Genomic DNA, 14,543 nt, shown 5'->3' with positions numbered 1-14,543 from the left:
GCCCTAACAGCGACAACGGGCACGATGGTCGAATGCGGGTACTGGTGGTCGAAGACGAACGATTGCTGGCCGAGGCGATAGCCGATGGGCTGCGGCGGCGTGCGATGGCGGTCGATGTTGTGCACGACGGCGCGGATGCGCTGGAGCGAGTCGCGGTGAACGACTACGACGTGGTCGTGTTGGATCGCGATCTACCGAAGGTATCCGGGGATACCGTCTGCACCTCGCTCACCGAGGCGGGCAGCGATGCCAGGATCCTGATGCTGACGGCTGCCGCGGCGGTGGCCGAGCGGGTCGCGGGGCTCGGACTGGGTGCCGACGACTATCTGACCAAACCGTTCGCATTCTCCGAATTGGTGGCCCGCATTCAGGCGCTCGGGCGGCGCGCGCGTCCCGCGACACCACTGGTGTTGGAGCGAGCCGGGATTCGGCTCGACCCGCATCGCCTGACCGTCACCCGCGACGGCGAGCCGGTTTCCTTGTCGCGCAAGGAGTTCGCGGTACTTGCCGAATTATTGCGCGCCGATGGCGGGGTGGTGTCGGCCGAGCAGTTATTGGAGAAGGCATGGGACGAGAACATCGATCCGTTCACGGGGGTGGTGCGATACACGATCATGATGGTGCGCCGCAAGCTGGGCGATCCGCCGGTGATCGAGACCGAAGCGGGCGTCGGGTATCGAATCCGATGAGGGGCCGCACCATTCGGCTCCGGCTCACCCTGCTGTACGCGGGCGCGTTCTTCATCGCCGGGGCGATTCTGGTCGCGCTGATGTATTTCTATCTCGACCGATCGCTGGATCGGCGACACGGCATGGGTGCCCAGATTCTCGTGCGCGAGTATCTGGCCAAGCGGAACCGGCCGATCGTCACCGAGGAGTTGTACGCGGCGCTGACCGCGCAGGCCGCCAAGGAGCGCCGCGACACCTTGGAGGCGATGCTCGTTTGGTCGCTGGTCTGCCTGGGTGCGATCGGGATCGTCGCGGGCGGACTGGGGTGGCTGCTGGCCGGGCGGGCGTTGCATCCGCTGCAGCAGATCACCGCGACCGCGCGTCGCGTGGCCGATCGCAGCCTGCACGAGCGGATCGCGCTGACCGGACCCGAAGACGAGATCAAAGATCTGGCAGACACTTTCGACGCCATGCTGGAGCGGTTGGATCGCGCCTTCGACGGTCAGCGGCGCTTCGTCGCCAATGCCTCACACGAACTGCGCACACCGTTGACCATCAATCGCACGTTGATCGAGGTGGCGCTGGACGATCCCGACGCACCCGAGTCGACGCGTCGGCTCGGGGTAACGCTTTTGGAGGTCAACAGTCGGCACGAGCGGCTGATCGACGGATTGCTGGTGCTCGCGAGCAGTGAGCAGCGGCTCATCGAGCGCAGTCGGGTCGATCTGGCCGAGGTGGTCCGTCGGGTGGTCGCTGTCGCGGGCAATGCCGCCGACCGGGCCGGTATCGAGATCCGCACCGATATCGAATCGGCTCGGGTCTCTGGTGATCCGGTATTGCTGGAACGTCTGGCACAGAACCTGGTGGACAACGCGATTCGCTACAACGTCGCCAAAAACGGTTGGGTTTCGATCACATCCGTGAGCACGGGAGGCAATGCCCAACTCGTCGTGGAGAATACTGGCCCGGTAGTGCCTGCCTTCGAAGTCGACGGACTCTTCGAACCTTTCCGCAGACTGGCCACCGGCGAAAGGGAGGCTGAATCAGCGCATGCACCGAACAGCCGGGGCGCCGGGCTGGGGCTGTCGATCGTGCGATCGGTCGCGCACGCGCACGGTGGCGAAGTCCGGGCGACCGCGCGACCCGAGGGCGGACTCACTGTCACGGTCACCATCGAGAACCGAACGGGCGACGCCGGATAGCGCCGCCCGCGTTCGACTCAGTAGTTATGGCAGGTGTTCGCGATCTGGCGCAGTTTGTCGATCTTCTGCTGGCCCTCGGGGGAATTGCGCTTCTCTTCGATCTTGGTCCGCGCATTCGGGTGGTTATCGAGCCACTGCTGGGCGCGCTGCTTGCGCTGCTCGACCGGCAGCCCGAGGAATTCCTGCAGCTTCGCCTTGCGATCGGGATGGCTGTCCAGACGTTCGGCGAACTTGGGCGCCTCGGCGTGAATGGCCGCATCCACCTGCGCGAAGCTGCATGTCGTCTCGATCAGTCCGCCGCCGACGCCCGGTTGCGCCGAAGCGGTTCCAGGAACCAGTAGCGCCCCCGCCGCCAGCAGACCGCCGAGCGCAACAGCTGTTCGCACGAATCCGGTACGGGTGTATGTCATGACAAATGACCCTTTCCATTGGCGATCGGATCACGGCAGGCAGTGCCGCGACCCGATGCACAGTTCACCAGGGTCGGTGTTTGCACAGCGCTAGGAATGGCGCACTCGGGCGAGCCAGGCGGCCTCGTCGACAATGCTGCCCGGCGTGAGACCGAGTTCCTGCGCCTCGACGACCGCCTCGCTGACGCGTCCCCGGTAGCGTGCGACCGCCAGGTCCTGCAACTCCCAGCCCGCACCGAACGCGTCGGTGATCGCGGAGCGGCTGATGCGCGGGCCGAAGCCGGGTTCGGCATCCGAGAGCGCGAGGATGTGGAGATACCCACCGGGCTTCAGGACCCGGTGCAGGCTGCGCAGATACTCGGACGGATCGCCGTTGTCGTGCGCGAAAACGTGGAAGAGCGCACTGTCGAGGATGGTGTCATAGCGGGGCTCGTCCCCGAGACTCAGCGCATCGGCCACCTCGAACCGCGCGGCAACCCCGCGCTCGCGTGCATTTGCCCTGGCATAAGCGATCGCACTCGGTGCCAGATCCACTCCGAGCACGTCATAACCGAGCTCGGTCAGCCCAATGGTGTGCTCACCGGCACCACACCCGACGTCGAGCACCGCACCCCGAATCCACCCCTGCTCGATGAGTTCGAGCACCGCGGGCTGCGGCTCCCCGATCACCCACGGCGCGGATCCGTTGTCATAGGCAGCATTCCAGAATTCAGCCGGTCGATTCATACCCCCAGCCTTCAACCTCAACCAGGGTTCATGTCAACCCTCGCCGGACTACATTGCGTTGATGACCGATTCCCCGCACTTGCGCCTCGCCCGGCCCGAGGACGCCGAATCCATCGCGGCCATCTGGTACGAAGGCTGGCGCGATGCCCACCGCGGCAATGTTCCCGACGAACTCATCGCGGTCCGGCCCCAGGAATCGTTCGGCATACGCGCCGCGGAGCGAATCGACGACACCGTTGTCGCGATCATCGCCAACCAGGTAGCCGGTTTCGTCATGACCCTCGACGACGAAGTCGACCAGGTCTATCTATCCCGCCACCACCGCGGCACCGGAATCGCCGCCTCCTTACTCGATGCCGCCGAGCAGCGCATACGTGGCTGCGGTCATTCCCGCGCCTGGCTGGCGGTAGTTCCGGGCAACACCCGAGCCCGCGCTTTCTACACGCGCAACGGGTGGGTCGATGAGGGACTGTTCAGCCACCAGGCCCCTGGGCCCGATGGGCCCGTATCGGTTCCCGCTCACCGCTACGTCAAGGAGATCGGATCCCCGCCGAAGAACGGCAAACTCCTCGAACGCCCCCACGACATCACACCCGAACCATGAACCGACCCGGCCGAAGCCACCGGTGCGGAGGTCGCCTGAAACTCAGGATCCACGTCGTTGACAATTACCGGCACAAGAAACCGACAGACAGACGAACAAAGAGTGAGCCGTAATGCTTTACACCTGGGTCGAGTCCGCCGGAGGCCCCCTGCTGATCGCCCCCGAATCAGAACTTGGTCACTGGGGCGGTGCAACCGACTTGGAAGGATCTCTGGAGACCTGGGGCGACTACGGCCGAGCCTGCTCGGTTGAGGGATACATCGGCCTGGTGACGATCGGCTCTCAGCAGGCCTTGGTCCTTGGAGACGAACCCGCTCGCACGACATATCTCCCAGCCGAGCGGGTGTTCCTGCGATGGGCAGCGGCAGACTCCGAAGAAGAACTCGTCGCCGCAGCGCGGCAAGCATTACAAGAACACATCACATGGGATCAAGACGAAGACCTCATCTGGGAAATACGAGAGCCCGTCATGCTTTTCGACTCGGCCTGGCCGGGAGCTGAGATCGAACTCGACAACCAGTTCCGCATCGCCCTTGATCCAGGGCGTTACCGAGTCCGGGCGACCTACATCAAGGACCCGGACAACTGGATGATCCTCGTTCAGCTCCAGCCAACCGCCGGCAAGCACCTCAACGACACCATCCCAACGGAGGTCGCCTGAAACTCCCCGATCCACAGGTCTTGACAATATCTCCTCGACGGCGTTCACCGATATGAGTCCGCCTGAGTTCATCGCAGCCGCCGAACTCGACACCGCCCGAGCACATCTCGGCCTCGGTGACTTGGAAGCAGCCGGTGCCCGGATCACTCGCTTCCTCGAGCTGCCCGGGAACTGCGCACAACACCGATTGTCGAACGCGTGCTGAGGGCAGCAGATCAGACGTCGGCGATCTCGCCCACTACTCGCACCGCCCACGAACTTCCGGACCGGATTAACCTGTTCACCACTTACACCGCGCAGGCCAGCAAGAAGGAGTGACAGTGCCACCGACCCAGGTCGCCGTGTGCGGGCCTCGCGATTGCACCGACGCCGATGCGGCGAACGCGCGCAATATCGGAAGGCTCCTCGCCGAAGCGGGTGCGACCGTGTTGTGCGGCGGCGGGGGCGGTGTCATGGCCGCTGTCGCTGAAGGAGCCTCCGCTGCGGGCGGACTCGTCATCGGCGTTCGGCCCGATACCGATCCGGACGGGATCTGCGACGGCCTATCCGCGGTCCTCTACACCAACATGGGGGAAGCCCGAAACGCCATTCTGGTCTGGTCCGCCGACGCGGTGATCATCGTCGGCGGCTCGTGGGGCACCCTGTCCGAACTCGCCCTCGCCAATCGTCGTGGCGGCGTTCCGGTGATTACGGTCGGCGGCTGGCAGATTCGCGACGCCGAAGACAACCCCGTCGAGGCAGCTATCGTTGCATCAAGTCCGGAGGCTGCAGTCCGAATAGCCCTCGCCGAGGCGTGAGAGGCCCCGCGCACAGGTCTCGTCCAACGAATACCGGAAACGATCAAGCAATCCCGCGTCGGAATCACCGAACTGAGTTGGCCAGATGCACCCACAATCGACACCCTCGACGTCCATGTCTAGGTCAGAGAGCCAACCGTCTTCGTCGACTCGACACAGCCAGCCATCCGCGATGCGCTCGTAGACCGGATTGCTATGGGCGGGGGCGAGATCGAGCTTGAAATGGGTTTCTTCGTGGAAAGCATCGAGCAATGCGCGTACAGACGGAGCGATCTCTCCACGATGGAAGCTAACTCGTACATCTGCCCTACGCCTCCAATGAATTCGGCAAGTCCTTGCAGTTCATGAGCGCCGCCCAGTAGTCGTCGCGAAGCGCGTCCCAAAGATCACCGTGCTTGGGCAGCAACTCCCGCGCGGCGGCCAAATCCGGATACGGATCGAATATCACCGTTCCGTGTTGCACTCGCGCAATCGGTGCGCGGGACGGCAAGCAGTACGCGGCAAACGACTCGGAAGTGAACCGCACACGCAAGACCCGAGCCGAACATCCGACCAAACGCCACATCGCAACCTTGCAACCATCCTGATTTTGCGTAGTACGCAACCGATCTCGCCGCATCACACCCCCTCACCATGCGCATCTGCCGCGCCTTCGATACCTCGGCGAGCCGTGTGGCCAGACTGTCCGGCCCACTCGCGAACGGCCCGCGCAAACCGTTCGACCATCTCGGCCGTCGCACCGCTGTATGCCACTGGCGGCCCTACTAATGGATATCGCTGCGGCAGTTTCGAATTCGCCACGATCCCTCCCCGTAGCTGTAGATCAGGCACCCGACACCCGGGTGCCCCTAAAGCGTCGCCGACCGGCCACTTCGATCCCAGCCACGAAACATGGGGATGGACGCTCGGCCCAAATGCGGCATGGTGGAAGAACTTTCGGCCAGACAGCACCATCACCGACCGCGACGCCTTCACCACCGAAGACGGCACCCGCACCTTCGCACTATCCGAAATCATGGTGTGCACGAACCACACCGGGCAAGGCCTTGCCCGAGCCCTGCACGACGAGCTGCTGAACAACCGACCCGAGCAACGCGCAACCCTCTTGGTCGAACCGGAGAACGACCGCGCCTACCGAGCGTATCGAAGCTGGGGTTGGACCCGCGTCGGGATCACCAAACCGAGTTGGCCAGATGCACCCACATTCGACGTCCTGATCCGCGATCTGACCGGGAATGCCCGACATGAACCACTTCTGGGAAGAGGTGAGGGCGCTGCCGAGGCTTCCCGCTACGCTTCGTCGGTGACTTTCACTACGAATGAGCAGCAGTTCCTCGCGGAGGCCGGGATCGGTCGGCTGGCCACGGTATCGCCCGACGGCGTCGTGCAGAACAACCCGACCAGCTATCGGGTGAATGCCGACGGCACCATCGACATCGGCGGTATGCGCATGCGCAACAGCCGTAAGTACCGCAACGTCGAGGCGGGCAGTCGGGTGTCGTTCGTCGTCGACCAGCAGGTCTCGTTGGACCCGTATGTTATTCGCGGCATCGAGGTGCGCGGCACGGCCGAGGCGCTCGACGACCAGGAGCCGCCGTTCCCTCCCCAGGAGCGCTCGATCATTCGGATCCATCCCGAACGAATCATCTCCTGGGGCATCGACAGCGGCTCCTTCGATTTCACCAGTCGCACGCCCAACTAGATGGTCACGACCGTGCCCCCTTGGGGGCATGCGGCGCGGGCTCGAGGGCTCGTTTCGCTCGGCGCGCCCTAGCACGACAGTTGTATTTCGTTGTGTCACAGTCGTTGTCGATGATATCTGGTTTGTCGGACGCGGGTTTGGTGGCGTCGGCGCCAGCGGGAGGCGGCGAGTGCGTGGGTGAGGGTGCGGGCCGGAGTAGGCCAAAAACACCCCAGCTGACTGTTCTCGCCCCGCCCCGCGGTGCTGGAATACTGGCCCTGAACCCAGGCCGACTTCGTGCCCTTCTTGACGAACCCGGTCTCATCCGACACCAGGACCCCATCGGGGCAGGCCAACGACTCGGCCACATACGAGCGCACGATCACGTAGCTCATCAGCACTCCAGCGTGACCGGTTCAGGAAATGCCGCAAACCGTCCGGCTCCACCACGCCGGCGGCGTCGGCCAGCTGCCAGGAATTCTTGTGCTCCACCGGCGCAAGCAACACCGTCAGATACGCCCGCGCCTACCATCGCGACTCTGCCCGATAGAACACCCCCGCTACCCGCGCGAACACCTCGTCGAAACCCGCTCGCCAAGCCGAAACAGCCTCGGCCACAACATTATCCAGTACCGGCGACAACTATTCCAAAATCAACTCTCTTGCAGCACAACGAAATACAACTTTCGTGCGAGGTCGAGACTCACAGTGGCTCACCGGATTCCAGACCGACCGCACAAGCAGGGCTTGACAGTACGGCGCTACGTACCTCAACGTTGTACACGTAAATGTTGTGCACCTGTTCGATGTGCACATGAATAGTGGACCTCGATATTGTGCACTTATTCGATGGCGAGGAATTGAGCTCATGAAAAAGTCCAAAGACAAGGCACCCGCTCAGCCGACCACCCAGGATCGCGTCGTGATCAAGATCCGGCGCTTGGACAAGAAGGAAACGACCGGCAGTACCTCGGCGTCGGGCGCGTAGACGTCACCGCAGGGTGCGCCTTCCATCCGGAGAGTCGGGTGGAAGGCGCACCCTGCCTGGTTGGCCAGCGGGCGATGCCGCACCTCGGCGAGCGAGTCCGATATCGGGAGTCCCCTTGATGGACAGCACAATACGCGTCTCGGGCATGGTGCGTCCGCGGGTCAAACCGGAGCATGTCCCGTATGTCACCGTGGACGGCAATGTCAGGATCGGCGCGACGGTCCATGGCGTCGGTGCGGAGATCGAAGATCCGGACGGTTGGGTCTGGGTCCTGGTCGGGGCGCTGGACGGAACCCGGTCACCCCAGGAGGTGCTGGCCGTGGTGAAGTCCGGCCATGGGGATGTGCCGGATGCTGACGTAGCCGATGCTATGCAGCAACTCCTCGACGCCGGATTCGTCGAGGACGCCGGCGTACCCGTTCCGGCTCAGCTGTCCGAGCGTGAGCTGGAACGCTACTCGCGCGGCATGGCGTTCTTCCACTGGCTCGACCAGACACCCCGCTCGAGTCCCTGGGACATCCAGATCGAATTGAGCCGATCCCGGGTTCTCCTGATCGGCGTCGGCGGCACCGGCGGAGCCGTCGCGCAAGGGCTCGTCGCCTCAGGCGTCGGATATCTGCACTGCGTCGACTCCGACACCGTTGAACTGTCCAATCTCAATCGGCAGGTCCTCTACCGCGAGGATGACATCGGGAAGGCCAAGGTCGACGCCGCGATGGCGCATCTGCGCGCCCTGAACTCCGATGTCGAGGTCACGGGCGAACGGCGGCAGGTCGACGGACCGGCCGACATTGCCGACCTGCTCCGGCCCGGATACGACCTCGTCGCCCTCTGCGCCGACCAGCCGCGCGCGATCCGCAGATGGGCGAACCGCGTCTGCCTGGCTGCGGGCATTCCTTGGGTGACCGGCGGCTATCACGGCCCCATCACCTCGACGGGCGCCTACGTCCCCGGTAAGGGGCCATGCTGGGAGTGTCTGCACGATCAGGAAATCGAGCAGGCCGATATGCGCCTCCCCTCGGACGTGCCTTTGGACAGCCTCGGGCCGCGACTGCCCTGGCAGCCCGCCAACGTCGTGTCCGCCGCTATCACGGGCAACCTGCTCACCCACTTCGCACTCGCCGTGCTGACCGGCGCGCCGCCGGTCGAGCCAGGCTTCCAGTACGGCGTGAACCTCGCTGTACCGGGTCTATCGGTCCTGAAGCGATACCCACGCCGACCGGACTGCCCTTCCTGCGGGGATACTCTGTGACCGAACGGCCCGTGGCCGACATCCTGCCGGCGAGCCGGATCCGCCTGTACGACTTGGCGACCCGCCCGGATCGTGGGGAATGGATCGTGGGCCGGTTCGAGACCCGCCAGTTCGTGGCGCTTCCGAAGGCGGGCGCGGTCGCGATCGACCTGCTCGGTGCGGGGCTCACCGTCGAGCAGGCGGAAGTACGTCTGGCCGACGAAGAGGGCTGCGAGTTCGATGTCCTGTTTTTCGTCCGAGAACTGATCGCGCTGGGCTTCGTGGCCGAGATCGACCACCACCCCGTGCCATCCGAGGTGCCGCAGCCCGCGTCGTTTCCCCGAGTGCGCCCCGAACACGTCCGATTCGCGCTGAGCCCGGTTCTGCCGGTGTTGTTCGGCAGCTTGATGCTGGCGGCAGTGGTGGCACTCGCCGTGCGGCCGGACCTGCTGCCAAGCTTCCAGGACCTGCTCTGGACCCCGCCGGGCAGTCTCGTACTGGCAGTCGGCTTCGTCGGCGGCTGGTCGTTGGTCTTCGTCCATGAGCTTGCGCACTTTGTCACCGCACGGGCCACGGGCGTCCACGCTCGGATCCAGCTGGGCACGCGGCTGCAATTTCTGGTGGCCGAGACCGATATCAGCGGGATCGAAATCGCCTCGCGCAGGCATCGACTGACAGCCTATTCGGCTGGCATGGCGGTGAATCTCTCGGTCGCCGCGACAGCGACCTTGCTGCTGGCGGTGACCGACGAGACCACAACAACGCATAAGATCCTGGCCGCGGTTATGGTGCTGGCGTTGCTGGCGCTGCCGTTCCAGTTCTTGGTGTTCATGCGTACAGACGTCTATTTCATCCTGCAAGACCTCACTGGCTGCCGCGACCTGTTCGGCGACGGCAAGGCGTATGCGCGCTACAGAGGGAATCGGCTGTGGGGTGCCATTACCGGGCGCGGGCAGGCTCTGCAGGACCCCAGCCGTTACCTGCCTGAACACGAACGTCGCGCAGCGCGCGTCTACAGCGCTTTCCTGGTATTCGGCACGACGCTCTGCCTGGCCTCGATGGCGGCGTTCACCATACCCGCCGACGTCACACTCATCTCCCGCGCCGTGACCCGACTCGGCCCGGAACACCCGATGACGACCAACCTGGACAGCATCGTCGTCCTCCTCGTCCTTGGCACAGTGCACACTCTCTGGGCGGTGACATGGTGGCGAAGGCGTCGTGAACAACGTCGCTGACGGTACCGTGCTCTCGCGATCCACCGCAGCCACCGAATACACCAGCACCTGGAGCACACCCGTACCGGTAAAGGAATGGCTGGGCGATCAGTGCAGGAGGGCAGACCCCGCTGGACTCGTCTGCCCGGGTCATCCGCTCACGTAGCCCTGCGGACGGCTGGGTTGCCGCTGCTTACGGTGCGCGCCACCCGAGCAGGGTCCAGAGCGTGGCGCACGGCTGCCGCCCCAGCGTCTACGAGCCACTGGGCCGGACGCAATCGGCTGGCGCAGTACTGCCGCTGATCGGAGCCGTGCTGGTCCAAATGGCCGGGCCCGAAAGGGTTTCCGCAGACGCGGCCCGACTACGGATTGCCTCGATCTGATGGACGACCGCGTGGGCGCGGGCCGGGCGCGTTCCACCGCTGTCGGCCCGATTGCCTACCGATGCATCGCGGATACCTAATCCTGTCGGCGATCCCGACCGGCGAAAGCGCTGGTACGAGTGTGGACTGTGCGGCAGGGCCATGGCGATAGGTAGTTAGTGGCAAACCGGCCGGTACCGACCGATGCGTGGTTGCCCCCGAATCTCGGAACATTGTTGCGGACTTCATCTCGTGGACGAGAACGGCGACCATGAACGAAAAGTTTCCTCCATCCGATCGGTGTCGGCGCGACAGTGTCGCTCGAAAGGCGCGCCGATGAGCCAGGTCCCGCAGGTCCTGGGAGCTCTGCTTTTGCTTGCGGCGTTCGCCGCCGCCCAAGCCGGCCTGGTGGACGACACCAAGATCTCCTACCTCGCGGCCAATGCGGTCGGCAGCGCCATACTCGCCGCTATCGCCTATGCCGACCACAATTGGGGTTTTCTGCTACTCGAAGGCACCTGGGCACTGGTATCGACAATCTCGTTGGGCCAGCAGAATTTCGGCGCACGGGCTGGGCGCGCGAGCGCTACCAGCAGGCCCACAGTCTGTCCTGCCGAGCTATCGATGCGGCCGAGCAGGTCGGTAACGCTGATCGGTGACGAACTGAGTAACCCGCAGCGTCTCATTCGCCTGCTGCGCAATTCGTACGCGACCTCGCAGGGACGGCAGTGGCTCCAACCGCACGTCATCTGGTGGGCGTTGACGTTCCTGCGGGACAACGGGGTGCGGGCGGATTTCGACGTTCTCACCGACCCCGAATTGCGCCGCAAGATAATCGAAATGCCCCTTCCCGTGGGACACGGTGCGGTGGAGCCGGCCGGGCATGCCCAACAGAATTTCGATCTGTGGTGGTCGATCTTGATCGACATCGCCCGAACGGTCTACACGCCGCGCTGGCGACGTCTTCTCTCCGGCCGCAGGCGCAGTCTGCCGAATTATGCCGAGATGCGCGACCGCACAACACGTTTGGGCATACATCCGTGGATGTCCAGCGCTACCTACGAAGAAGTGTCGGCCATAGCCCAGTCGCTGGCCGTGATCGACGAATACACCCGCCACGGTGGGGCCGATTCGGACAAGGTAATGAGCGAGGTACTGCTGCCCGAACTACTACTGGCCGAAATACATTGGCTGAAGGCACCGAGCGGGCGTCCGGGCGGCACCGACGCAGCCGGCGCGGACATCGTACTGCTGCGGCGATACTCGACCGTCGTGAACCGATGGTCCGACGATCGTTACCTGGACCCGTACGATCACATGTACCTCCGCGCCGGAGATGTGCTCGAGAGCCTCCCGCCCGAATGTCCCTCATCGGTGCCGTGCGCCGCCGATATGATTCGGCAGATGTACGACACGATCCGTCGAGCCGACGCGTCACCCGCTCGCCTCTGATCGCATCTGTCGCCGACTAGGCCGACGGATAGGACGGCTGCTACCTCGACCATCGACGGGGCGTCGGGGATGTTCCCGCCGGTCCGACAACGACTCGTCGGCAAGTTCGCCATGGCGGTTCCGGGCCCACCGTGCTACTCCTGCGCAGCCATTTGATGGACGCCGAAATGTTCGCCCCGCGGGTGCGCGCGAACTTCGACAGCGCCCAGGGTGTTCCTTGGAGCTACTCGGATTCCGCGAACTGGTGGGGTGGGACGAGACCGAGACTCTGCGCTTTGCGCAATGCCGAGATGCGGTCGCGCACACCGAGTTTGCGGTAGATGTTCTCGGTGTGCTTGGACACCGTCGCTTGGGTAATCGCGAGTCTGGTGCCGATGGCACGAGCGGTCAGGCCTTCGCACAGCAGAGTCAGGACTGCCAGTTCGCGTGGAGTGATCTTGTGTTCGGTGGGGTCCCCCGGTCCCGTGTAGGCGATGACAACGGTCTCGTGGGCTTCGAGGGTGTCGAGCAGTGATCTGGCGAGCACGGCGTATTCGAGGTCACGATCGCTGAATCCCACACCGCTGCGGCTCATGACGACACTTCGGATTCGGCCCGGCCGCGCGGACAGCGGCAAAGCGAGTTGGCGGTCGATACCGATGGCGTCCTTACCGGCGCGATACCCCTCTCCTTTCCACCAGCGGTCGTCGGCGATCTCGTCCATGCTCAGCGGTGTCAGGTCCCGAGTGCCTGCATAGTGTCGTAGCAAGGGATGGGATCGCATGTGCGCGTGGATGAGTGCGTCCAGTGGGGCCTCGTGCAACCAGTCCGGGGCACCGGTGAGCGCGTGACCGGTGCCTGCGTTCCAGTTCAAGTCGACCAGCACGGCCAGGTCGCATGGCAGGTCGGTGGTCAACCTGTGCATCAATAGCGGCCAGACCCGCACCGGCTGTTTCTCGGTGATGATCTCCAGCGCTAGGTCGTGAATCTTTTTGGCAACCCCACCCGGCCGATCGGACACTCCTGCATTGTCCACCAACAGATCTCGCATATCAGCCGAAAGACAAGACCGCTATACGCAAGTCTGCGTATAGCAGTCGGCGCGGCGCGAAAACTACCGTTGTATTGCACGTAACCAGTTGACCGACAAGCGCTTTCGAGGAAATTCGAGGCCGTAGGTGTCGGAAGACCCGAAAAGGGGAGAATCATGATGCGACGGATCAGGGTAACAACAGGCTCGATATCGGGGGCGCACCGAGATGCACGTTCCCGTCGTCAGCGGCTGGCGATCTCGGCGGCCGCGCTCCTGGCTGCCGCAGGCATAGCGGGGACCACTCTCACTGCCGCAGCCGCCGCGCAGGCGGACGTTGCGTCGCTGTACCCGCTCTACACCTGGTGGAATCCGGACCGCGGCGACAACTTCACCACCGGCAACCGCAACGACGAGAACAGCGCCACCGGCGCCGACTACCTGCCCATCCGCAAGGAAGCCTTCGTCTACGAGACCCAGCAGCCGGGAACCGTACCGCTGCACCTGTTCTGGAGCAACAGCCGCCAGGACAACTTCAGCACAGCGACACAGGCAGGTATCGATTCCGCCTACAGTGCCGGATATACCCACATCGGCATTCAGGGATACATCAACACCAGCCAGGAGCCCGGCACACGCCCGCTGTATCAGTTCTGGAGCGAAGCGCGCCAGGACAATATCGCCGCAGTCGATCAGACCACCATCGACTCCGCTTACAGCGCAGGCTATGTCCTCGTCCGCGTCGAAGGCTATGCGCCGTACTACTGACGCATCTTTCGACACCCCATCCGCTCGCTGTCGACTGGCAGCCATCTCCTGTAGCGACCTTTGGCACGACAGTCCGTGACAGAGACTTCGTACGGCTGCGTGCAAGCTGGTCGATCAAGGTCGACAGCGGCCGGATGGATACCATTCCGACAACCGATTTCTTCGACCGGGCTCAGCCGAACAGACCGGCGCGCGCCGCGGTCAACGCCACCGCGGCAGCCGCGTCGGCGGTGCTGTCGTTCACCGGCTCACGGGTAACCAGCACACGGAAATAGATCGGCGCCACGAGCGTTTTGATCAGTTCGACAGGGTTTGTGCCAGCGGGGAGTTCGCCGCGTTCGACCGCACGCGTCGCGACGGGCAGCGCCTTGCGGATGCGGTCGCGGAAGGCATGGCGCGTTCGGTCGGGTGGCGCCGCATTGGAGAGCATGACGGCGAGGACCGCCCGACCGGACGGGCTGCCGATCCACGCGACCAGACCGCGCGCCAACGCGCGAAGGTCGTCCTCTATCGAACCCGTCTCAGGGATAGGGATTTCCGCTTCGACGCTCTCGGCCAGCGCATCGGCGATCAGGGCATCCCGATCGGCCCACCGCCGGTAGACGGTGGTCTTGTGCACACCGGCCCGCTGGGCGACGTTCTCGACCGTGAACGCGGCGTACCCGTGCTCGCTCAGCTCCTCGACGGTCGCGGCGAGCACGGCGGCGCGTACTTTCGGTCCGCGTCCGAGGGGTGCGGCAGAACTCATTGCAACTCCTTGTTGCGAT

At 64.2% G+C, this 14,543-nt stretch carries 17 protein-coding genes; 11 read left to right on the top strand and 6 right to left on the bottom strand.

The genetic code is table 11. From position 1 onward, the window contains the following. The first annotated feature begins 32 nt into the window (after positions 1–32). On the top strand, positions 33–689 hold the full coding sequence (locus tag ACQP2U_RS15050) for a response regulator transcription factor (protein ID WP_433715221.1): 657 nt from the start codon (positions 33–35) through the stop codon (positions 687–689). Beyond that, the gene (locus ACQP2U_RS15045; protein ID WP_433715220.1) at positions 686–1,870 is read left to right on the top strand and encodes a sensor histidine kinase; all 1,185 of its coding nucleotides are present in this window, start codon (positions 686–688) and stop codon (positions 1,868–1,870) included. The genes ACQP2U_RS15050 and ACQP2U_RS15045 overlap by 4 nt, the downstream gene beginning before the upstream one ends. Positions 1,871–1,887: 17 nt before the next feature. On the opposite strand, the gene ACQP2U_RS15040 is transcribed toward ACQP2U_RS15045, so the two are convergent. Both ACQP2U_RS15040 and ACQP2U_RS15035 read right to left on the bottom strand, forming a co-directional pair. Beyond that, entirely contained in the window at positions 1,888–2,280 is a 393-nt protein-coding gene (locus ACQP2U_RS15040; protein WP_433715219.1) for a hemophore-related protein, read from the bottom strand. A gap of 90 nt (positions 2,281–2,370) precedes the next feature. Continuing rightward, complete coding sequence (locus tag ACQP2U_RS15035) at positions 2,371–3,006, bottom strand: class I SAM-dependent methyltransferase (RefSeq protein WP_433715218.1); 636 nt, start codon at positions 3,004–3,006, stop codon at positions 2,371–2,373. Positions 3,007–3,067: 61 nt separating this feature from the next. On the opposite strand from ACQP2U_RS15035, the gene ACQP2U_RS15030 reads away from it, so the two are divergent. The 4 genes from ACQP2U_RS15030 (at position 3,068) to ACQP2U_RS15015 (ending at position 5,068) form a co-directional block, all read left to right on the top strand. Beyond that, positions 3,068–3,610, top strand: coding sequence for a GNAT family N-acetyltransferase (locus ACQP2U_RS15030; RefSeq protein ID WP_433715217.1), 543 nt, complete (start codon positions 3,068–3,070; stop codon positions 3,608–3,610). Between the two features lie 112 nt (positions 3,611–3,722). After that, the gene (locus tag ACQP2U_RS15025) at positions 3,723–4,271 is read left to right on the top strand and encodes an Imm21 family immunity protein (RefSeq protein ID WP_433715216.1); all 549 of its coding nucleotides are present in this window, start codon (positions 3,723–3,725) and stop codon (positions 4,269–4,271) included. 52 nt (positions 4,272–4,323) lie between these two features. Then, on the top strand, positions 4,324–4,476 hold the full coding sequence (locus ACQP2U_RS15020) for a hypothetical protein (RefSeq protein WP_433715215.1): 153 nt from the start codon (positions 4,324–4,326) through the stop codon (positions 4,474–4,476). Positions 4,477–4,591: 115 nt separating this feature from the next. After that, the gene (locus tag ACQP2U_RS15015) at positions 4,592–5,068 is read left to right on the top strand and encodes an LOG family protein (protein ID WP_433715214.1); all 477 of its coding nucleotides are present in this window, start codon (positions 4,592–4,594) and stop codon (positions 5,066–5,068) included. A gap of 307 nt (positions 5,069–5,375) precedes the next feature. On the opposite strand, the gene ACQP2U_RS15010 is transcribed toward ACQP2U_RS15015, so the two are convergent. Beyond that, on the bottom strand, positions 5,376–5,516 hold the full coding sequence (locus ACQP2U_RS15010; protein ID WP_433715213.1) for a hypothetical protein: 141 nt from the start codon (positions 5,514–5,516) through the stop codon (positions 5,376–5,378). Positions 5,517–6,083: 567 nt separating this feature from the next. Between ACQP2U_RS15010 and ACQP2U_RS15005 the strand changes: the two genes are divergently transcribed. Further along, the gene (locus tag ACQP2U_RS15005) at positions 6,084–6,770 is read left to right on the top strand and encodes a PPOX class F420-dependent oxidoreductase (protein WP_433715212.1); all 687 of its coding nucleotides are present in this window, start codon (positions 6,084–6,086) and stop codon (positions 6,768–6,770) included. 95 nt (positions 6,771–6,865) lie between these two features. On the opposite strand, the gene ACQP2U_RS15000 is transcribed toward ACQP2U_RS15005, so the two are convergent. Continuing rightward, a complete protein-coding gene (locus tag ACQP2U_RS15000; protein WP_433715211.1) occupies positions 6,866–7,144 on the bottom strand; it encodes a hypothetical protein in 279 nt (92 codons plus the stop codon). Positions 7,145–7,855: 711 nt separating this feature from the next. Here ACQP2U_RS15000 and ACQP2U_RS14995 point away from each other — a divergent pair. The 3 genes from ACQP2U_RS14995 to ACQP2U_RS14985 all read left to right on the top strand — a co-directional run bounded on the left by ACQP2U_RS14995 (position 7,856) and on the right by ACQP2U_RS14985 (position 11,999). Continuing rightward, a complete protein-coding gene (locus ACQP2U_RS14995; protein WP_433715210.1) occupies positions 7,856–8,989 on the top strand; it encodes a HesA/MoeB/ThiF family protein in 1,134 nt (377 codons plus the stop codon). Next, positions 8,986–10,206: a hypothetical protein gene (locus ACQP2U_RS14990; protein WP_433715209.1), complete on the top strand. Its 1,221-nt coding sequence runs from the start codon at positions 8,986–8,988 to the stop codon at positions 10,204–10,206. The genes ACQP2U_RS14995 and ACQP2U_RS14990 overlap by 4 nt, the downstream gene beginning before the upstream one ends. 677 nt (positions 10,207–10,883) lie before the next feature. Next, positions 10,884–11,999, top strand: a complete 1,116-nt coding sequence (locus ACQP2U_RS14985; protein ID WP_433715208.1) for a CBU_0592 family membrane protein — start codon at positions 10,884–10,886, stop codon at positions 11,997–11,999. 223 nt (positions 12,000–12,222) lie between these two features. Here ACQP2U_RS14985 and ACQP2U_RS14980 read toward each other — a convergent pair whose 3' ends face one another. Continuing rightward, entirely contained in the window at positions 12,223–12,999 is a 777-nt protein-coding gene (locus ACQP2U_RS14980) for a response regulator transcription factor (RefSeq protein ID WP_433715207.1), read from the bottom strand. Between the two features lie 186 nt (positions 13,000–13,185). On the opposite strand from ACQP2U_RS14980, the gene ACQP2U_RS14975 reads away from it, so the two are divergent. Beyond that, positions 13,186–13,776 (top strand): hypothetical protein, encoded by a 591-nt coding sequence (locus ACQP2U_RS14975; protein WP_433715206.1) that lies wholly within the window; start codon positions 13,186–13,188, stop codon positions 13,774–13,776. A 172-nt stretch (positions 13,777–13,948) separates the two neighbouring features. Here ACQP2U_RS14975 and ACQP2U_RS14970 read toward each other — a convergent pair whose 3' ends face one another. Next, on the bottom strand, positions 13,949–14,524 hold the full coding sequence (locus ACQP2U_RS14970; protein WP_433715205.1) for a TetR/AcrR family transcriptional regulator: 576 nt from the start codon (positions 14,522–14,524) through the stop codon (positions 13,949–13,951). Between the last annotated feature and the right edge of the window lie 19 nt (positions 14,525–14,543).

This window comes from Nocardia sp. CA-084685, from assembly GCF_050955785.1.
Classification (GTDB): Bacteria; Actinomycetota; Actinomycetes; order Mycobacteriales; family Mycobacteriaceae; genus Nocardia.
This window is presented reverse-complemented; position numbering and strand designations above follow the sequence as displayed.